General features: G+C 69.6%; 17 protein-coding genes. 7 read left to right on the top strand and 10 right to left on the bottom strand.

All coding sequences use genetic code 11. The features are described from left to right. Positions 1–7: 7 nt before the first annotated feature. Positions 8–2,077 carry a PhoX family protein gene (locus G4Z16_RS16805; RefSeq protein WP_197351585.1) on the bottom strand — a complete coding sequence of 690 codons (2,070 nt, stop codon included), beginning with the start codon at positions 2,075–2,077 and terminating at the stop codon, positions 8–10. Between the two features lie 244 nt (positions 2,078–2,321). Between G4Z16_RS16805 and G4Z16_RS16800 the strand changes: the two genes are divergently transcribed. Then, the gene (locus tag G4Z16_RS16800) at positions 2,322–2,798 is read left to right on the top strand and encodes a GNAT family N-acetyltransferase (protein ID WP_343070939.1); all 477 of its coding nucleotides are present in this window, start codon (positions 2,322–2,324) and stop codon (positions 2,796–2,798) included. Between the two features lie 10 nt (positions 2,799–2,808). Here the strand turns inward: G4Z16_RS16800 and G4Z16_RS16795 are convergent, their stop codons facing one another. Together G4Z16_RS16795 and G4Z16_RS16790 are read right to left on the bottom strand one after the other, a co-directional pair. Next, positions 2,809–3,201, bottom strand: coding sequence for a hypothetical protein (locus G4Z16_RS16795; RefSeq protein ID WP_197351583.1), 393 nt, complete (start codon positions 3,199–3,201; stop codon positions 2,809–2,811). A 194-nt stretch (positions 3,202–3,395) separates the two neighbouring features. Next, a complete protein-coding gene (locus tag G4Z16_RS16790) occupies positions 3,396–4,121 on the bottom strand; it encodes a class I SAM-dependent methyltransferase (protein ID WP_197351582.1) in 726 nt (241 codons plus the stop codon). Between the two features lie 381 nt (positions 4,122–4,502). Here G4Z16_RS16790 and G4Z16_RS16785 point away from each other — a divergent pair, with 381 nt between their 5' ends. Continuing rightward, positions 4,503–4,940: a VOC family protein gene (locus G4Z16_RS16785; protein WP_197351581.1), complete on the top strand. Its 438-nt coding sequence runs from the start codon at positions 4,503–4,505 to the stop codon at positions 4,938–4,940. A gap of 116 nt (positions 4,941–5,056) precedes the next feature. Here the strand turns inward: G4Z16_RS16785 and G4Z16_RS16780 are convergent, their stop codons facing one another. From G4Z16_RS16780 to G4Z16_RS16770, 3 genes are all read right to left on the bottom strand, one after another. Continuing rightward, on the bottom strand, positions 5,057–5,284 hold the full coding sequence (locus tag G4Z16_RS16780; protein WP_028438221.1) for a hypothetical protein: 228 nt from the start codon (positions 5,282–5,284) through the stop codon (positions 5,057–5,059). 266 nt (positions 5,285–5,550) lie between these two features. Further along, positions 5,551–5,784 carry a type A2 lantipeptide gene (locus G4Z16_RS16775; protein ID WP_197351580.1) on the bottom strand — a complete coding sequence of 78 codons (234 nt, stop codon included), beginning with the start codon at positions 5,782–5,784 and terminating at the stop codon, positions 5,551–5,553. Between the two features lie 307 nt (positions 5,785–6,091). Further along, a complete protein-coding gene (locus tag G4Z16_RS16770; RefSeq protein WP_197351579.1) occupies positions 6,092–7,045 on the bottom strand; it encodes an endonuclease/exonuclease/phosphatase family protein in 954 nt (317 codons plus the stop codon). Positions 7,046–7,226: 181 nt separating this feature from the next. On the opposite strand from G4Z16_RS16770, the gene metG reads away from it, so the two are divergent. After that, entirely contained in the window at positions 7,227–8,867 is a 1,641-nt protein-coding gene (gene metG / locus G4Z16_RS16765) for a methionine--tRNA ligase (protein ID WP_197351578.1), read from the top strand. Between the two features lie 102 nt (positions 8,868–8,969). Here the strand turns inward: metG and G4Z16_RS16760 are convergent, their stop codons facing one another. Together G4Z16_RS16760 and aspS are read right to left on the bottom strand one after the other, a co-directional pair. Further along, on the bottom strand, positions 8,970–9,608 hold the full coding sequence (locus tag G4Z16_RS16760) for a Uma2 family endonuclease (RefSeq protein ID WP_197351577.1): 639 nt from the start codon (positions 9,606–9,608) through the stop codon (positions 8,970–8,972). Positions 9,609–9,814: 206 nt separating this feature from the next. Next, positions 9,815–11,578, bottom strand: a complete 1,764-nt coding sequence (gene aspS / locus G4Z16_RS16755) for an aspartate--tRNA ligase (protein WP_197351576.1) — start codon at positions 11,576–11,578, stop codon at positions 9,815–9,817. Between the two features lie 149 nt (positions 11,579–11,727). On the opposite strand from aspS, the gene G4Z16_RS16750 reads away from it, so the two are divergent. Then, a complete protein-coding gene (locus tag G4Z16_RS16750; RefSeq protein WP_197351575.1) occupies positions 11,728–14,061 on the top strand; it encodes an ATP-binding SpoIIE family protein phosphatase in 2,334 nt (777 codons plus the stop codon). A 130-nt stretch (positions 14,062–14,191) separates the two neighbouring features. On the opposite strand, the gene G4Z16_RS16745 is transcribed toward G4Z16_RS16750, so the two are convergent. Continuing rightward, entirely contained in the window at positions 14,192–14,743 is a 552-nt protein-coding gene (locus G4Z16_RS16745; protein ID WP_197351574.1) for an SseB family protein, read from the bottom strand. 127 nt (positions 14,744–14,870) lie between these two features. Between G4Z16_RS16745 and G4Z16_RS16740 the strand changes: the two genes are divergently transcribed. The 3 genes from G4Z16_RS16740 to G4Z16_RS16730 all read left to right on the top strand — a co-directional run bounded on the left by G4Z16_RS16740 (position 14,871) and on the right by G4Z16_RS16730 (position 18,541). Continuing rightward, the gene (locus G4Z16_RS16740) at positions 14,871–16,709 is read left to right on the top strand and encodes an acyl-CoA dehydrogenase (protein ID WP_197351573.1); all 1,839 of its coding nucleotides are present in this window, start codon (positions 14,871–14,873) and stop codon (positions 16,707–16,709) included. Positions 16,710–16,816: 107 nt separating this feature from the next. Then, positions 16,817–18,142 (top strand): M18 family aminopeptidase, encoded by a 1,326-nt coding sequence (locus G4Z16_RS16735; protein ID WP_197351572.1) that lies wholly within the window; start codon positions 16,817–16,819, stop codon positions 18,140–18,142. Positions 18,143–18,313: 171 nt separating this feature from the next. Further along, complete coding sequence (locus G4Z16_RS16730) at positions 18,314–18,541, top strand: hypothetical protein (RefSeq protein WP_197351571.1); 228 nt, start codon at positions 18,314–18,316, stop codon at positions 18,539–18,541. 152 nt (positions 18,542–18,693) lie between these two features. On the opposite strand, the gene G4Z16_RS16725 is transcribed toward G4Z16_RS16730, so the two are convergent. Next, complete coding sequence (locus G4Z16_RS16725) at positions 18,694–19,527, bottom strand: PIG-L family deacetylase (protein ID WP_197351570.1); 834 nt, start codon at positions 19,525–19,527, stop codon at positions 18,694–18,696. Positions 19,528–19,743: the final 216 nt, after the last annotated feature.

Below are 19,743 nucleotides of genomic sequence, written 5' to 3'. Positions count from 1 at the left end.
GCTCCCGTCAGACGCCGATGTCACCGCCGTCCTTGCGCCAGACGCTGACGACGGAGGGGCGTACGTATGCGTCCGGTCCGTCGGGCCACTGGGAGGCGGGCTTCTCGACGCTCGCGCCGTCCTCCTCGCCCGGGTGCTGCACGGCGACCAGGACGCGCCGGTCCTGCACGATGGGCCCGCAGGTCTCGGCGGCGTTGGGCATGGTCAGGAACTGCCGCACCTCACCGCGCCGCGGTCCCGACGTGGCCACGCCGAACAGGCCGTCGTGGAAGCCGAGTTGGGCGTCGTCGGTGGAGATCCACAGATTGCCGAAGTCGTCGAATGCGACGTTGTCGGGGCAGGAGATGGGGCTGACCTGGTCTTTGGGGAAGCCGCCGAAGTAGGTGTCCGGGTCCTCCGGGTCGCCGCACACCAGGAACAGCCGCCATGTGAAGCGGCGGGCTGCCGGGTCGTCGCCGTGCTCCGCGAACTCCAGCACGTGGCCGTGCTTGTTGCCCTTGCGCGGGTTGGCCTCGTCCGGGCCCGCCTTGCCCGAGGCGCCGCGGTCGGTGTTGTTGGTGAGGGCGGCGTAGACGCGGCCGGTGCGGGGGCTGGGTTCGACGTCCTCGGGGCGGTCCATCTTGGTGGCCCCGGCCTTGTCGCCCGCGATGCGCGTGAAGACGTAGACCTCCTCCGCGGTCATGCCCTCCACGTGCGACTCGTCGCCGGTGGCCAGCGGGATCCACTTGCCGCGGCCGTCGAACTCGTGGTCGTCCGACGGCAGTTCGCCCGAGCCGTCGATGTCGTCCTCCGGGCTGTCACCCGTCAGCTTGGCGACGTACAGCGTGCCGTGGTCCAGGAGCGTCATGTTGTGCTCGTGGTCGGACCGGCTGTCGCCGCGCCGCATCCGCTTCGACGAGACGAACTTGTAGAGGTACTCGAAGCGTTCGTCGTCGCCCATGTAGACCACGGCCCGGCCGTCGCTCGTCAGCCGCGGCTGCGCGCCCTCGTGCTTGAAGCGGCCGAGCGCTGTGCGCTTGCGGGGCTTCGAGTCCGGGTCGTACGGGTCGAGTTCGACGACCCAGCCGAAGCGGTGCGGCTCGTACGGCTCCTTCGTGACGTCGAAGCGGTCGTCGAACCGCTCCCACTTCCGCTCTGTGTCGGTGCCCTTGAGGGCGTACCGCTCCAGCCGCTTGCGGTGCTCGTCGTCCTTGACCTTCTCGGTGTTGGCGAAGTACTGGTCGACGTTCTCCTCGCCGTGCAGCGTCGTGCCCCACGGAGTCGTGCCGCCCGAGCAGTTGTTGAGGGTGCCGAGCACCGTGGTGCCGTCCGGATCCGCCGAGGTGCGCAGCCACTTGCTGCCCGCGGCCGGGCCGGTGACCTCGAAGGGAGTGGTACCGGTGACGCGGCGGTTGAGGCGGTGGCGCGGCACGGCCCGCAGCGCGCCCGAGCCCTTCTCGCCCTCGACGACCACGACGGAGAGGCCGTGCGCGGCCCAGCCGATCTCTGCCTGCTCACGAGTGGGGTCGTCCGCGTCGTAGCCCGCGAACATCAGGACCTCGTCGGTGTACTCGTGGTTGGCGACGAGCAACTGCCGCCTGCTGCCGCCCTCCTTCTCGCTCAGCGGGAGCAGCGACAGGAAGTCGTTGTTGTAGCCGAACTGTCCTTCCTGCGCCTTCGCGGACTGCTTCTCCGGGTCGAAGTCGGGAGCACCGCGCAGGATCGGTTCGCCCCAGCGGATCACGATGTTCTGCTCGTAACCCTTCGGGACGGTCACCTTGTCGTCGGTGTTCGGCTCGACGGGCGTGAAGCGCAGGCCCTTGGCGGGCTTGCCCTTCGCCTTGCCGTCCGCGGCCGACACCGCGCCGGCGGAGTCCGAGCTGCAGGCCCCCGTACCGGCGGCGGCCACAACGCCGGCGACGGCACCGGCACGCAGCACTGAACGGCGCGAGAGCGCGCGGGCGATGAGGTCACCGGCGTACTCGTTGCCGCTGGTGTTGGGCGCCTCGTGGAAGCAGGCGTCACCACACCGGTAACGGCAGGTCATGGCCGACCTGCCGCCCGGGTGCGAGCCGAGCACCGTCAGCAGCTTGCGCATGTTCCCCTCCGGATCTCCGTGCATACGGCGGTGAAGCGACGCTATGGGCGCAGGCCCGCGAGGAGACGACCTGACGATGAACCCCGGGTGAATCCCGGCCCAGCCTCAGGAAGCGGCGTCAGGGAGACGCCGGACCGGGCGGCGCGCCCTCCCTGCGCCCTGTCGGACCCGCGCTCCCTGCTGGTTCGATTGTCGCGCTGACCCCTGTCCGTCCCGAGCCCGTGGAACAGGAGTTTCCGTGACGATGACGATCCGCGCCGCCGAGAACCGCGACGCCCTGGCAGTGGCCGAACTGATCGAGGAGGTCGAGCGGTTCTACGCGGCGCGCGTCAAGGCGCCGGAACCGCCCCTCGAGGAACGCAGGCGCGATGTCGAGGAGGCTCTCTTCGGCTCGCCGCCCATCGCCTCGGCGCTTCTCGCGGTCGACGGCGCGGGCGGCGTCGTCGCCCTGGCCGCGTACTCGTTCCTGTGGCCCGCGGCGTGGACGTCCCATTCGCTCTTCCTCAAGGAGCTGTACATCCGCGACGCGGCACGCGGGAAGGGCCTGGGCACCCGGCTGATGCGGGAGTTGCGGGCCATCGCCGCCGCGCGCCCCGGGTGCAGCCGCATCGAGTGGACGTCGGACACCGGCAATCCGGACGCGCGCGCCTTCTACCGGTCGCTCGGCTTCACCGAACTGGAAGGCAAGGTCATCTACCGGGTGGACGCGGGTGTGCCCTGAGCCCGTCGGTTCAGCACGGCGGATCGGAGCAGGGGTCCGGCGCGATCCAGTCGACGCGGTGCTCCAGCCAGACCCCGCAGGCCCATGACAACAGCAGCAGTGTCAGGGCCACCACGGCTGCGATGACCACCGCCCGCGTGCCGCGCCGGCCCCGCCCGCGGAAGACGGCGCGCGTGAGGGACCAGGTGAGCAGCGCGATCAGGGGGAAGCCGGCCACCATGCCCGGCAGTTCGATGTACAGCAGGCTCCAGTCGCGCTGATCCTCGAAGCCCCCGATCACCCCGGAGCGCGCGACGGCGAACCACACCCCGAACCCGGTCGCCGCCGCGACAGCGGCGACGAGGCACCCGGCAGCGGCAGCGCCCGTCCCCTCACGCCCGTCACGGACCTCACGCGATTCCATGCCAACACGGACGCCCCGCTTCGGCACGGCAGTTCCCCTGCGCGGCGTCTGCGAGCCATCTCACGGACCGTGCGCCCGGACCGGGTCGGTGGGACGGTCCCGCGCTCCCGTGTGCTGCGGCGACGAGGACGGATCAGGCGTCGCGGACCAACACGCCGCGGACCAACACGCCGCGGATCGACGCGCCGACCGGATCAACGCGCCTGGCGACGCCGCTTCGCGGGCGCCGGCGCCGGGGTCGGCGCCGACGCGGGGGCCGGGACCTTCGCGCGGACCATCAGCGTCCCCACGTTGTCCGGGTCGGGCGCGGGCAGGACGCACGCGTCGATGCCCGTGAAGCCGTTGCGCTCCAGCAGGTCCGCCCACATCTCGGTGGAGTACGACCAGCGCAGCACCGTCAGCCGGCGCCCGCTGAGGCCGTTGCCGTACATCGCCTGGGGACCGTAGAAGCCCTCGATGGGCTCGGCCTGCGAAAGGGCAAGCACACCACCGGGGTTGAGCCGGCGGCGCACCAGCGGCACCAGCCGCTCGGGGTCGGTGAACCAGACGGCGCCCCACCGCGAGAAGATTGCGTCGAACGTCGCCGTCGTCTCCGCGAGATAGTCGCAGGCCTCCGCGGTGACGAAGGAGAGCCCGGGGGTGCCCTCCCACCACAGCCGCGCGCGTGCGGTCTGCGCGGGCGAGAAGTCGAGCGCGGTCACCTCGACTCCCGTACGGGCGAGGAAGACGGCCTCCTTCCCTTCGGCTGAGCCCAACTCCAAGGCCGTGCGCGGCTCTCCGATGAAGCCCGCTCCAGGGCCGTGCCCGGGGTACTGCGTCCACTCGAACGAGTCGACAGCGGGGGCGGACGGCGTCCCGTCCCCCTTGTGCGGCTTGTAGGTGTCCCAGTACTCGGGGAGGCTCTTCGACGTGAGAGGCATGTGCGTGTTTCCTCGCGGGGTGCGGGCGCTGATGTCACCTGCCCCGTCACCGTAGGGTCCGCCTCCGCCGGTCCGGGCCGTGACGGCCTTGCTTCACCCGAACGTGCTTCGGCTCGTACGGACGGCTGGGCCGCGGCCTGCCCCACGGCCCGCGACGTCCCGAACTCGCAGCCGGGCTCCGTCCGTTCGGCCGACGAACGAGCCCCAATCCGCCCGGTGCGCCGCCACGGTGCGGGCCCCGCTTCCGCGGGACGACCCGGCGGATCGCCGTCACCGGGGTACGGTCCGCGACCCCGGGTACGGTCCGGTCAGCGCAGGCCCTTCCCGGTACGCACTTCCCGGGAAGGGCGCGAGGATCCACAGAAAGGCGGCGAGAGGCCCGTGAGCACATTCGATTCACCCGTCCCGCGGTTCCATCTGGCCATGCCCGTCAACGACTTGGAGGCCGCCCGCCGCTTCTACGGTGAGGTGCTCGGCCTCGAGCAGGGGCGCAGCTCGCAGACGTGGACGGACTGGAATCTCCACGGGCATCAGTTCGTCACCCACCTCGCGCCCGGCGACGGCGCTCGCCGCGCGCACAATCCCGTCGACGGACACGACGTGCCCGTACCGCACTTCGGCCTGATCCTCGCCGTGCCCGAGTTCCACAGGCTGGCGGACCGGCTGCGCGCGGCGGGCACGGAGTTCGTCATCGAGCCGTACGTGCGCTTCGAGGGACAGCCGGGCGAGCAGTGGACGATGTTCCTTCGCGATCCGGCCGGCAACGCCCTGGAGTTCAAGGCGTTCGCCGACGACTCGCAGGTCTTCGCGACCGGCTGACGCCGCCCCTCCGGGCCGTCCGGCCGCAGCTCACCGCACAGCACAAGGGCCCTGGCACGCACAACTCGCATGCGTGCCAGGGCCCTTGGCACCAGTGGTGCCAGTGGTGGAGCCGGTCAGCCGACGATGCCGGAGGCACCCTCGACGGCGGGGACACCGGCGTTCAGCGTGGCGCTGACGCCGCCGACGCCGGGGACGGCACCGCTCACGGTGGCGGCGGCACCGCCCGGGCCGGGGGTGACGTCGACGCCGGCGAGGCCCCCGGGGAGGGAGGCGCCCACGCCGCCGGAGACGTTGTCGAGGTCGGCGTCGGAAAGCTCGGCGGTCTCGATCTGGTCGCGCATGAAGGTTCCAATCAACGAGCGGGGAACGTCTGTCCGGTGATACCGGAGGTGAGGGATCAGAACATCTCCGCGGTCCCTGCTGCCACTCGTCACACTCGTCTCTTTCATCATCGTCACGTGATCTTCCGATTCGTTACCGATCTCTGCATCGGTGACGGCCCGGGGCCGCAGAGGCCCGGAATGACCGGGGCACGCACAAGGGCCCCGGCACGCATGCTTCACATGCGGCTCGGGGCCCCTGAGAGCGAAGGTGCTCAGGCGCGCGCTCAGCCCACCAGGCCGGTGACGCCGCCGACGCTCGGAACGGCGCCGGTCAGACCGGAGGCGTCGCCGCTGACGCTGCCCGTGACGCCACCGACGCCGTCGACGGCGCCGGCCACGCTGCCGGTCACGCCTTCCAGGCCGGCGGCGAGGTTCCCGCCGACGGAGGCGCCCACGCCGCCGGAGACGTTGTCGAGGTCGGCGTCGGAGAGCTCGGCGGTCTCGATCTGAGGTGTCATGTCACGCATGGAAGTTCCAATCAACGAGCGGGGGGAACGTCTTTCCGGTGAGACCGGAGGTCCGGGGATCAGAACATCCGGGGAGCGCTCGATTCCACTCGCAGAAACCTTCTCCATTCGATCCTCACGTGATCTCTCGATTTGTCACGGTGATCTGACCAGTAGACCCGCGACGCGCACAGAACCGTTTCACTCGACGCCAGTTGTGGCCGCGACTCCTCCGGCTCGGAGCCGGAGCGGCACGGCCGTGAACTCGCAAACCGCCGCGGGCAGTTGGGCCCCGGCGCGTCGGCGCCCCGGCGGGCGTTCAGCGCCGCGACGTGGCGGGGAGATCGAGGCGGGCCCACACCTGCTTGTGGTCGGAGTGCTCCGAGTGACTCAAGGTGCCCGACCGGACCCGCACCGACGGTGAGACGAAAACATAGTCGATCTTGCCCTTGCTGTGGCTGGGCTGACCGGACCGGCACGGCGCGTACCTGGCGCGCGGCAGCTGAGCGGCACGGCGCTCGGGCTTCATCGCGTCGAGGCAGGGGCCCGATGCCTCCTTGAACGCTCCTCGGGCCCCGTGCCCGTAGTCGGGGTGGTAGAGGCGGTCGAGGACGCCGGAGAGCGGGAGGTCGTTGATGTCCCCGCCGAGCAGCACCGTGTAGTCCTTGTACCGCGAGGTCAGGATCCGCTGGACCGTGGCGACCTCGCGCTTCCGGCTCGCCAGGTAGTCGCCCCCGGACGGCGTGAGGTGGGCGGAGCAGACCACCAGCTTCCGGGGCTCGGAGCGCACGCAGACCATCTCGCGGTACTCGTCACCGGAGGTGGAGCCCAACTGGTGGACGTCGGTGTCGTCCTTGTCGAAGCCGAGGCCGTTGCGGAAGACGATCGTGTTGCCGAAGTCGGTGGGGTGATGGCAGCGCGCGGGCGTTCCCGGATTCCTCTCCAGGTTGTCGACGGGGCTGAACAGCACCGTGTAGCCGGGCAGTCGGTCCTCGAGCCGCTCGTCCCAGTCCTGGCAGGTCTCCTGCATCGTGAGGAAGGCCGCCTTGCGGTCCTTCACGTCCTCGGCGAGCGCGTCGGGCGCGGTGTTGCCCTCGTCGCCGTACTCGGTCGTCCCGCCGGCCATGTTGAACTGGCCGATCACGAACGTGTCCGGCTCCGGCTCGGACGGTTCCCCCGGATCCGACCCGGTGAGCAGCACGCCGGCGGCCACGAGGCCCGCAACGACCACAGCGGAGAGCGGAGCGATCACGCGACGGATAACGCCCTCCATGGTCCGGTCCCCGTGTGTGAAGTTCGGTACGCGCGCAAGCATGCAGAGGCGCGCGAGAAGCGTCAACAGACGGACCCGGCCGCAGCCCCGCCCGCGCCCGCACCCTCCGCACCGTTCCCCCGGCGGTCACACAGGGTTATGGGAAGGAAACCGGTGCCCGCGGACAGTTAGGATTTCGACCATGGCGGCCACTGGAACAGAGCAGACGGGATCGAAGGCGTACTACGTCACGACCCCCATTTACTACGTCAATGACGCTCCCCACCTGGGCCACGCCTACACGACCGTCGCGGGCGACGTGCTCACGCGCTGGCACCGTCAGCGCGGCGAGAAGGTGTGGTACCTCACCGGCACGGACGAGCACGGTCAGAAGATCATGCGCACCGCCGAGGCGAACGGGGTCTCACCGCAGGAGTGGTGCGACCGCCTCGTCGAGGAGGCATGGAAGCCACTCTGGGAGCACCTGGAGATCGGCAACGACGACTTCATCCGTACGACGGAGAAGCGGCACACCGAGCGCGTCGGCGAGTTCGTCCAGGATCTCTACGACAAGGGCGAGATCTACCAGGGCGGATACGAGGGCCCGTACTGCGTGGGCTGCGAGGAGTACAAGACCTACGGCGAACTCCTCGACGGAGAGGGGGAGTTCGCGGGGCAGAAGCTGTGCCCCATCCACCGCACGCCGGTCGAGATGCTCCAGGAGGAGAACTACTTCTTCAAGCTGTCCGAGTACGGCCCGAAGCTGCTGGAGCACTACGAGCGGCACCCGGAGTTCATCCAGCCCGAGTCCGCGCGGAACGAGGTGATGAACTTCGTCCGCCAGGGCCTGGACGACCTGTCGATCTCACGCTCGACCTTCGACTGGGGCGTCAAGGTGCCCTGGGACGACAAGCACGTCATCTACGTCTGGATCGACGCGCTGCTCAACTACGCCACGGCGGTGGGCTACGGGGCCGACCAGGAGCGCTTCGAGGGGACCTTCCCCGCGGACGTGCACCTCGTGGGCAAGGACATCCTCCGCTTCCACACGGTGATCTGGCCCGCGATGCTGATGGCCAACGGACTGCCGCTGCCCGGCAAGATCGTCGCCAACGGCTGGCTGATGGTCGGCGGCGAGAAGATGTCCAAGTCGAATCTGACGGGCATCTCCCCGCAGCAGCTCACGGAGCACTTCGGAGTCGACGCCTACCGCTGGTACTTCATGCGGGCAATCGCCTTCGGGCAGGACGGCTCGTTCTCCTGGGAGGACTTCTCCGCCCGCTACACCAGCGAACTGGCCAACGACTACGGCAACTTGGCCTCCCGCGTCGCCGCCATGGTCGGCAAGTACTTCGGCGGCACACTGCCGGAGGCGACGGCGCACGGCGAGGCTGAGCAGGCCGTCGTGGACGGTCTCGCGAAGGCGGTCGCCTCGGCGGACGAACGCATCGGCGACGAGCTGGACTTCGCCGGCGGCATCGCGGCGGTCTTCGACTTCATCAAGCAGGTCAACGGCTATCTGACGGAGCAGGAGCCCTGGAAGGTCGCCAAAGCCGTGTCGTCCGATGCCGCTGACGCGGCGGCGACCGGCGAGGCCCAGGCCCGGCTGGCGACGATCCTCTACACCGCGGCAGAGTCGCTGCGCGCGTGCGCGGTGCTGCTGAACCCGATCATGCCGCAGTCCTCGGCGAAGCTGTGGGCGTCGCTGGGCGCCGAGCCGCACCTCGGCCGGCTCTCCGACCAGAACATGGGCGATGCCGCCCGCTGGGGCCAGCTTCCCGCGGGAGCAACGGTGACGAAGGGCGCGTCCCTCTTCCCGCGCCTGGAGGACCCGGCCAAGTAGCCTTCACACAGCGGTGAACCCCCGGGCTCTGCCCGGGGGTTCGTCATGTCACGGGGCGGTCCGGCAGCGGCGGACCACCGGGCAGCGAGCCGTCCACAACGATCAATCGCCTTTGCCCTTGCGACGAGCTTCGACGCCGTCGTGCGTGGAAAGGTCTGCGGAGCTGACGGCGTCTCCGTAGAGCGGGAGGCAGGACGTGTCGACCGGAAGTGTGAACGGGGACGGCAGCAACAACTCCTCGCCGTACCTGCCGTGGAGGACTCCCTGGTAGCTGCCGTCCCGGGGGTGTGTGTACAGAGCCCAGGCGCCTACGCGCGGATCAACGACCAGCAGGGTGCGCACCCCCGCGGCGGCATACCAGCCGTTCTTCGCGGTGACGTCCTTCGCCTTTTCCGACTGGGAGATGACCTCGACCGCCAGCTCCGCGTCCCGGGGGTCGGCGAGCCACTCATCGTCCTCCTCCCACTCGGTCGGCAGGACGACGAGATCCGGCGTGCAGTAATCGTCGGTGTCGTCCGGGAGGGCAATGGACGACATCTCGTATGCGTCGAGCCCCTCCGGAAGCTGCGGTGAGAGCTGCCGGAGCAGCCGCTTGACCGTACCCGCGTGCTTCCCTCGCGGCGTCGGGGACGTCACGAGGCTTCCTCCGAGGATCTCCACCCGCAGGCCGGTCGCCCGCTCGATCTCCTCCGCGACCTCGCGCAGGTTGCCGGGGCGGGAACTCAGGGCGGGCACAGTCATGATCGTTCGCTTCCCTCGGCGGCCGTACGGGTCTGCGTACGACACCACGTTACGGGCGCAGGCCGGGCCTGACACTTTCCTGCCGGTCAACGGCGCGCAAGGACAACCCCGGCTGCTACGGGCCCCGCACCCGGCACCCGCGCGATCGCCCGTACGCAGCGAGCCGGAACCCGACCCGCCGCCCGCCGAAGGGGGCCCGCCGAAGGCTAGAGCTTCGGCTTGCGCACCGAGAGGTGCAGCTCCCGCAGGCGGGCCTCGTCGACCTCGCTGGGGGCGCCCATCATCAGGTCCAGCGCGTTGCCGTTGAGCGGGAACGCGATCGTCTCGCGGATGTTGGGCTCGTCCGCCAGCAGCATCACGATGCGGTCGATGCCCGGGGCGATGCCGCCGTGCGGCGGGGCGCCGAAGCGGAACGCCCGCAGCATGCCGCCGAATTCGCGCTCGACGTCCTCGTTCGAGTAGCCCGCGATCTCGAACGCCTTGAACATGATGTCCGGTTCGTGGTTTCGGATGGCGCCCGAGGAGAGCTCCACGCCGTTGCAGACGATGTCGTACTGCCACGCCAGGATCGACAGCGGGTCCTGCGTCTGCAGTGCTTCCAGACCGCCCTGCGGCATGGAGAAGGGGTTGTGGGAGAACTGGACCGCGCCGGTCTCCTCGTCCTTCTCGTACATCGGGAAGTCCACGATCCAGCAGAAGCGGAAGACGCCTTCCTCGAAGTGGCCGGCGCGCTTCGCGGCCTCGACACGGACCGCGCCCATGATCTTCGAGACCTCGTCGAACTCGCCCGCACCGAAGAAGATCGCCGTGCCCGGCTCGGCCTTCAGCGCGGTCAGCAGCTGCGTGACGTCGTTCTCCTCGAGGAACTTGGCGATCGGTCCCGTGAGCGTGCGGTCCTCGCCCACGCGGACCCATGCCAGGCCCTTCGCGCCCTGCTCGACGGCGAACTCGCCCATCTGGTCGAAGAACTTGCGCGGCTGGTCCGCGGTGTCCGGCACCGCCAGCGCCCGTACGTGCTTGCCTGCGAAGGCTTTGAAGCCCGATGACTTGAAGACGTCGGAGACGTCCACGAGTTCCAGCCGCGCACGCAGATCCGGCTTGTCGGAGCCGTACTTGAGCATCGCCTCGCGGAACGGCACGCGCGGGAACGGCGAGGTGCACTCGCGGCCGCCGCCCAGTTCTTGGAAGAGCTGGGTCATCACCCGCTCGATGACGGCGAAGACGTCCTCCTGCTCGACGAAGCTCATCTCCATGTCGAGCTGGTAGAACTCGCCGGGCGAGCGGTCGGCGCGGGCGTCCTCGTCACGGAAGCAGGGCGCGATCTGGAAGTAGCGGTCGAAGCCCGCGATCATCAGCAGCTGCTTGAACTGCTGCGGCGCCTGCGGCAGCGCGTAGAACTTCCCCGCGTGCAGCCTGGAGGGCACCAGGAAGTCCCGCGCACCCTCGGGCGAAGTGGCCGACAGGATGGGCGTGGCCAGCTCGTTGAAGCCCTCGGCGACCATCTTCTCGCGGATCTTCGCGATGACCTGCGAGCGCAGCACGATGTTGCGGTGCATGCGTTCGCGGCGCAGGTCCAGGAAGCGGTATTCGAGGCGCTTCTCCTCGTTGACCCCGTCCTCCGCGTTGATCGTGAAGGGGATCTGCTCGGAGGCGCCGAGCACCTCCACCTCGCCGACCTCGACCTCGATCTCACCCGTCGGCAACTCGGAGTTGACGTTGTCGGTACCCCGCGCCCGGACCTTGCCGTCGACGCGTACGACGGACTCCTTGGACAGCGAGCTCAGCTGCTCCTGAACCTCGGTCTGCTCGGGCCGCACCAAGAGCTGCACGATCCCGTAGTGGTCACGGAGATCGATGAAGAGGATGCCGCCCAGGTTCCGCCGGTTGTGCAGCCAGCCGCTGAGGCGGACGTCGGTACCGACGTCCGGAGCACGGAGCTCGCCGCAGGTGTGGGAACGGTACCGGTGCATCAGTCATCCAGTCGTGGGTCGGCAGCATCTGGGCCAGTTACTTGGGGGCACCCCCATGCCGGAGGCTATGGGGGAGGTCGGCCCTTCAGACTACCGCCCTGGCTCAGCCCCACTCGCCCCGTTTTCCCCAACGCACATAAAGTGGGGCAATGCACACCGAGGACGTGCTGAGGGCCACCGGGACCGGGCTGTGGCGTTGGGACAGCGAGACCGGTGCTTCCACCGTAGACGTCCTCACCGCGGAGCTCCTCGGCGTCCCGTTCAGACGGGGGGACGTGACGGACACCGACCGTTCCGTCTCCGTCGCCGGACCGGGCTCGGACACCCCCTCGGAAGAGGCCGGACCGGGCCGCCCGCAGGACGTGCCCGCCGAGGGCGGCACCCTCACGCTCGCCGAGCCCTCCATCCGCTCCCGGATCCACTTCTCCGACTACGTGGAACTGACAGAGACCGCAACCCTCGCCCTGGCCGAGTGGACCCTCGTCGAAACGGTGCTGCGCATCGTCGACGAGCAGGGCGACGTGGTGCGCAGGGTGCGGACCCGGATCATGCCCGTCGACGAGGACGGGACGATCTCCCTTATCGGGACGATCTCGCTGGTGCCCGAGCCCGGCGCCGCGGAGCCTGCGGCCGCCGAGCACGTGCGGCGGCCGTCCGGGGTGCCGTCCGGGGAGGAGGACACCCTTCAGCAGAACCGGGAGGCATTCCTGCTGCACACGGGCCTCGCGCTCGCGGAGGCCCGCACCACCGCGGAGGTGCTGCGGATCGGGGGCTCGCTGGTCATCCCCGGCTTCAAGCCCCGCGCCCTCGCCGTCTTCAGTCTCGAACGGGGCCGGCTGATCCTGGTCGGGCCTCCGGGCCAGCGGCCGGTGCCGCAGCATCTGCTTCCGTTCCTCGAAATGCCCGTCGAGACCGACCATCCGGCCGCCGCCGTCGTACGGTCCGGGCGGCCGGTCTACCTGCCGGCCCCGGAGGACTACCAGCGCGAGTTCCCGGCCGCCTGGCCGCAGGTGGAGCCGGTCGGCAACCGGGGCTGGGCGTTCCTGCCGCTCACCGTCTCCAAGCGCACGCTGGGCGCGTGGATGGTGGCCTTTGGGGAGCCCGTCCGGTTCACCCCGGAGGGCCGGTCGCTGCTGGCCAACGTCGCGCGGATGCTCGCCCAGGCGATCTCCCGCACGTCCATGCACGAGACGGAGCTCCAGCTCTCCTCCGGCCTGCAGCGCACACTGAGGCCCACGCGCAGGCCCGGCATCGAGGGCATGAAGCTGGCGGCCCGGTACATGCCCTCGGGCGGCGGGCTGGAGGTCGGCGGCGACTGGTACGACGTGATCCCGCTGCCGTCGGGCCGCACGGGACTGGTGATCGGCGACGTGCAGGGCCACGACGTGCGCGCGGCCGGCGTCATGGCGCAGCTGCGCATCGCGCTGCGCGCCTACGCGGCGGAGGGCCACCGCCCGGACGCGATCCTGGCGCGTGCCTCGCGCTATCTGGCGGGGATCGGGCGGCCCGAGGTGATGACGGGCGACCCGGGAGAAAGGCCGAGCGACGAGGCGCCCGCGGTCGGGGCCTTCGGAGGTCTCCTCGAGGACGAACGATTCGCCACCTGTCTCTACATGGAGGCCGACCCCGTCACCGGCACCCTCGACATCGCGCGCGCGGGCCATCCCGACCCCGCGATCTGGCTGGCCGACGGCACGATGCTGATCAGAGCCACCGCGGGCGGACTGCCGCTGGGGGTGGAGCCGGGCACCGAGTACCCGACGACGCGGCTCGTGCTGGAGCCGGGCGAGACGCTGCTGGTGTGCACGGACGGGCTGATCGAGGTCGGCGGGCACACCATGGACACCGGGTGGCGGCGCATCCAAGCCGTCTTCCGGGATCAGTCCGCCAAGGACTCGGGAACGCCCACCGACCTGGAGCAGCTCGCGGACGCGCTCATCGGCTCGGCGCAGCAGCCGCTCACCGGTGAGGCCACCGGCCCGCTGGCCGACCGCCGCGAGGACGACATCGCGCTGCTGCTGCTCACCCTCGACCCCGCTTACGCGGCCGGGCGTGCGGCGGCGGCCGCCGGCATCGCACGCCGCACGACGTTCACCGTCGCGCAGGCGGAGCCGGACCGCATCGGCGAGGCCCGGCACCAGCTCCAGGGCATGCTCTTCGACTGGGAGAGCGAGGACCAGATCGACGGGGCCGTGCTGATGCTCTCCGAGATGCTGACGAACGTCCTGGTCCACACCGAGGGCGACGCCATGATGGTCGCCGAGTGCAGCGGCGAACGGGGCAACAGGCTGCTGCGCGTCGAGGTGGCCGACACCAGCGACGCACTGCCGCACCGCCGCACTCCCGGCGAACTGGCCTCGTCCGGCCGGGGGTTGATGATGATGGAGCTGCTGGCGGGATCGTGGGGCGTCGACCCGCGCGGCGAGGGCAAGAGCATCTGGTTCGAGATGCGCGAGAACGTTTCGTCACCGGCCTGGGCGTGATGCCCCCTAAGGCGGCTCGGCCTGACGCGCAGACCGGCGCCGTCTTCACGCCGCCGGACCCGGAATATCCAAGGGACCGGCCGCAAGGCTCAGGGGCGAAACCGCGCTCGGCTCACCCGCCGGGGCACCCTCAGCCGTACATGCGGCGCATCGCGAAGTCGACCATCTCCTCGACGGCCTTCGCGTCGATGACCACGCGGTGCTCGCCCTCCATGTCCAGCACGAAGCCGTAGCCGGAGGGCAGCAGGTCCAGCACCTCGGCACCCGTGATCACGAAGTAGCGGGACTCCTTGCCCGCGTAGCGCCGCAGCTCCTTGAGCGTCGTGAACATCGGGATCACCGGCTGCTGGGTGTTGTGCAGCGCCAGGAAGCCCGGGGTCTCACCGCGCGGGCAGTAGACCTTCGACGTCGAGAAGATCGACTGGAAGTCCTCCGAGGTGATCGTTCCGTTGGTGAACGCGCGCACGGTCTCGCGCAGTGACGGCGGCGACGCCTGCTCGGGGTAGAGCGGCTGCCCGTTCCCTGGCTGACCTTGCTGCCCGTAGGGGGGAGGGGGCGCCTGCTGGGCTGCGTACTGCTGGTGAGCGGCCTGCTGATGTCCGGCCTGCTGCTGGTGGCCGTACTGCTGCCCGGCGTGTGGGTAGCCCTGCCCCGCGGCGGCGGTCTGGTCGTAGCCGTACATAGGAGAAAGAGTAACGAGTCACAGATGGGCGGTTAGGGGTTGCTTCTTATTACCGGCCGGTAGCATCATTGTCCGTAGACACAGCTGACTACCTGTCCGTCGAGTGAGACCACACGGAGCCGTTGCCATGGGGCACTACAAGTCGAATCTCCGCGACATCGAGTTCAACCTCTTCGAGGTGCTCGGCCGCGACACGGTGTACGGCACCGGACCGTTCGCGGAGATGGACGTGGACACCGCGAAGAGCGTGCTGACCGAGATCGCGCGCCTCGCCGAGAACGAGCTGGCCGAGTCCTACGAGGACTCCGACCGCAACCCGCCGGTCTTCGACCCGGAGACCAACACGGCTCCCGTTCCCGAGTCGTTCAAGAAGAGCTACAAGGCCTACATGGACGCCGAGTGGTGGCGCCTGGGCACCCCGGAAGCCATCGGCGGCACCACCGCGCCGCGCTCGCTGCTGTGGAGCTTCGCCGAGACCGTGCTGGGCTCCAACCCGGCGGTCTGGATGTACGCGTCCGGCCCGGCCTTCGCCGGTGTCATCCACGACGAGGGCACCGAAGAGCAGCTGAAGGTCGCCCAGTTGATGGTGGACAAGCAGTGGGGCTCCACGATGGTGCTGACCGAGCCGGACGCCGGTTCGGACGTCGGCGCGGGCCGCGCCAAGGCCACCCAGCAGGACGACGGCAGCTGGCACATCGAGGGCGTCAAGCGCTTCATCACCTCCGGTGAGCACGACCTCTCCGAGAACATCGTGCACTTCGTGCTCGCGCGCCCCGAGGGCCACGGCCCCGGCACCAAGGGCCTCTCGCTCTTCCTCGTCCCGAAGTACGACTTCGACTGGGAGACCGGCGAACTCGGCGACCGCAACGGCGTCTACGCCACCAACGTCGAGCACAAGATGGGCCTGAAGGCCTCCAACACCTGCGAGCTGACCTTCGGCGCCAACGCACCGGCCAAGGGATGGCTGCTCGGCGAGAAGCACGACGGCATCCGCCAGATGTTCAAGGTCATCGAGTTCGCGCGGATGATGGTGGGCACCAAGGCCATCGCGACGCTCTCCACCGGCTACCTCAACGCCCTGGAGTACGCCAAGGAGCGCGTGCAGGGCGCCGACCTGGCGCAGTTCACCGACAAGACCGCGCCGCGCGTGACCATCACGCACCACCCGGACGTGCGCCGCTCGCTGATGACGCAGAAGGCGTACGCGGAGGGTATGCGCGCGCTCGTCCTCTACACCGCGTCGGTGCAGGACGAGATCGTGATCAAGGAGTACCGCGGTGAGGACGCCTCCGCCGCCGAGCGTCTGAACGACCTGCTCCTGCCGATCGTGAAGGGCTACGGCTCGGAGAAGTCCTACGAGCAGCTCGCACAGTCGCTGCAGACCCTGGGCGGCTCCGGCTACCTGCAGGAGTACCCGGTCGAGCAGTACATCCGCGACGCCAAGATCGACACCCTCTACGAGGGCACCACCGCGATCCAGGGTCAGGACTACTTCTTCCGCAAGGTCGTACGCGACCAGGGCCAAGCGCTCACCACGCTGTCCGAGGAGATCAAGAAGTTCCTGGCCGAGGCGAAGGGCGGCGAGGAGCTGGCCGGCGCCCGCGAGGAGCTCTCCCGCGCGGCGGTGGAGCTGGAGGCGATGGTCGGCGCGATGCTGACCGACCTCGCCGCCACGGAGAAGGACGTGAAGTCGATCTACAAGGTCGGTCTGAACACCACGCGCTTCCTCCTCTCCTCCGGCGACGTCGTCATCGGCTACCTGCTGCTGCGCGGCGCCACGGTCGCCGCGGAGAAGCTGGCCGACGCCTCGCTGACGCTCTCCGCCAAGGACAAGGCGTTCTACCAGGGGAAGGTCGCCGCGGCGAAGTTCTTCACCGCCAACGTGCTGCCCTCGGTGGCCGTCGAGCGCACCCTGGCCGAGAACGTCGACTCCTCCGTGATGGAGCTCGACGAAGCGGCCTTCTGACCCGCTCTTCCGCCCGCTCGGACCGAGCGCCGGATCCCCCCATGCGGAACGTCCTTCTCCTCCCTCCGGGGCAGGAGAAGGACGTTTCGCCTTCGTATGCTGAGCGTATGACCCCACGCTCCCAGAGCCCCGCGCCGCCGCACCACGCGGGCCGGGCACACACCGACGGCCTCATCGGCTTCCTCTCGGACTCACCCACGCCGTACCACGCGGTGCGCAGCGCGGCGGAGTTGCTGGAGAAGGCGGGCTTCCGGCAGCTCGACGAGACGGAAGCCTGGGACGCGGCCGGCGGCGGCACGGGCGGCCGCGGCCACTACGTCGTGCGCGGCGGCGCGCTGATCGCCTGGTACGTGCCGGCCGGCGCGGGCCCGGCAACTCCGTACCGCATCATCGGCGCTCACACCGACTCCCCCAATCTGCGCGTCAAGCCGGTCCCCGACACCGGGAGCAACGGCTGGCGGCAGATCGGCATGGAGATCTACGGCGGCACCCTGCTCAACACCTGGCTCGACAGGGACCTCGGCCTGGCCGGACGCCTCTCGATGCGCGACGGAACGACGCGGCTGGTGGACATCAGCCGGCCGCTGCTGCGCGTGCCGCAGCTCGCCATCCACCTCGACCGGCAGGTCAACGACGGGCTCAAGCTGGACCGTCAGCGCCACATGACACCCGTGTGGGGCCTCGGCACGCCGCGGGAGGGCGACCTGATCGGCTTCGTGGCCGAGGAGGCGGGCGTCGCCCCCGAGGAGATCACCGGCTGGGACCTGATGGCGCACAGCGTGGAGCCGCCCGCGTACATCGGACGGGACGAGGAGCTGCTGGCCGGCCCGCGCATGGACAACCTCCTCTCCGTGCACGCCGGTGCCGTCGCGCTCGCGGACGCGGCCGCGCGCGGCGAGCTTCCCGCCATTCCCGTGCTGGCCGCCTTCGACCACGAGGAGAACGGCAGCCAGTCGGACACCGGTGCCGAGGGACCGCTCCTCGGCTCGGTACTCGAACGCTCCGTCTTCGCCCGCGGCGGCGGCTACGAGGACCGCGCGCGGGCGTACGCGGGGAGTGTGTGCCTCTCCTCGGACACCGGCCACGCGGTGCACCCCAACTACTCGGAGCGGCACGACCCCGGGCACCTGCCGAAGCCCAACGGCGGGCCGATCCTGAAGGTCAACGTCAACCAGCGCTACGCCACGGACGGTTCGGGCCGTGCGGTCTTCGCGGCGGCCTGCGAGCGGGCCGGGGTGCCCTGGCAGACGTTCGTGTCGAACAACGAGATGCCCTGCGGGACGACGATCGGGCCCATCACCGCGGCCAGGCACGGCATTTCGACCGTCGACGTCGGCGTGGCCATCCTGTCCATGCACTCGGCGCGTGAGCTGTGCGGCGTGGACGACCCGCACCTGCTGACCCGTTGCATGAGCGGATTCCTCACGGGCTGAAATCCCGGCAGGCGGAGCGCGGGTGGATCCATGCATCCCAACGCCCGCGCTCCGCCTCCCCGTTGGCGCCACCGCACAGGTACGGATTGATTGACGTTCACTTCGGGGGGCACCCGGACCGCGTACGAAAGCCGTACAGCAGGACAACCGCCAATCGGAGGCAAGGAATCCATGGGCATCGTCTTCTGCATCGGCATGCTGGCAGTGGGGGCCATCCTGACCTTGGCCGTCGACATGAACACCGACGTCGTCAATCTCGATGTGGTGGGGCTCGTCCTGATGGCCGTCGGGCTGATCGGTCTCTCCGTCTACGTCAGCATCTTCAAGCGCCGCAAGACCCAGCCGCCGTCCCCGGCCGCACCGGTGATGGTGGAAGAGGAGCGCCACCACCTGGGGTGACCGGTGAACCGCCGGAACGCCCCCGGGCGATCCGGTGAGATCGGCACACTCGCGGTCCGCGGCCTCCGCACGCAGCGGAAGCCGCGGGCCGCTCCCGCAGGTCTCGTGCTCGGTGCCGGAGACCGCCCTCGTGACCCGGTCGGACGGGCCGATCAGCGCAGCCCGGCGAAGAGATCGTTCTCGGGTACGGCCGCGCCGGTGGCGTCCTTGACACGTACGAAGGTCTCCATGCCCATCAACTCGCCGAACCTCTCCTTGCCCATCTTGAGGAAGAAGATGTTCTCGCCCTGACTGGCGTGCGCGGCCAGCGCATCGAACTTCTGACCGCTGAATGCGACGGTGTCCACCCACGTGGTGACCTCATCGTCGGGGAGGCCGATCTCGGCCATCGCGGCGGCCTCTGCAGGATCCGGCTCCGGCATGTCCTCATCGAACTCGCGCAGTGTCTCCCCGAACCGCTGCATCATCGAGCGGGGCACCGTCGTCCAGTACACCTTCGGCCTCAGCTCGGTCATCTCCAGCGCCGCCATCGTGATGCGGTGGGCCTGGATGTGGTCGGGGTGACCGTAGAAGCCGTTCTCGTCGTAGGTGACGACCACATCGGGCCGGTAGTGCCGCATGAGTTCCGCGAGCCGGGCGGCGCCTTCCTCCACGGGGGTCTGCCAGAAGGATCCGGGGGCGTCGTTGCTCGGCCAGCCCGTCATCCCGGAGTCGGCATAGTCCAGCATCTCCAGATCGCTGACCTTCAGCACGTCACAGCTCGCCTTGAGTTCCTGACGGCGCATCAAGGCGACGGCCGCCGGATCATGTCTGGGGTCGCCCGGCTTGACACCCCCCGGTCCGTCACCGCAACCGCCGTCGGTACACGTCACGAGAACCGTGCGGATGCCCTCGGCCGCGTACCGCGCGAGGATCCCTCCGGTTCCGGTGGCTTCGTCGTCGGGATGGGCATGTACTGCCATGAGCGTCAAGGGCCGGTCAGTCATGAAACAGTCCTCCTGCAGAAATACGTCCTGGTCCGAGTGGGCGGCGGGCGCACCGCGATCGTGGGGGACAGATCCTGGCGGGGCTCATGACCTTGTGGTCTCCGTGTTCCCCACCCGTGCGGCACCGGTCCCTCGGTCGATGCAACCGTGCCGACCGGACCGGCTGTTCCCGGCAAGACCAGGCCGCTTTGCCATCCATGCGCGGGCATTCCGTCG

This window comes from Streptomyces bathyalis, from assembly GCF_015910445.1.
Taxonomy (GTDB): Bacteria; Actinomycetota; Actinomycetes; order Streptomycetales; family Streptomycetaceae; genus Streptomyces; species Streptomyces bathyalis.
Note: the sequence above shows the minus strand (reverse complement) of the source record. Positions and strands in the feature narration are given on the sequence as shown.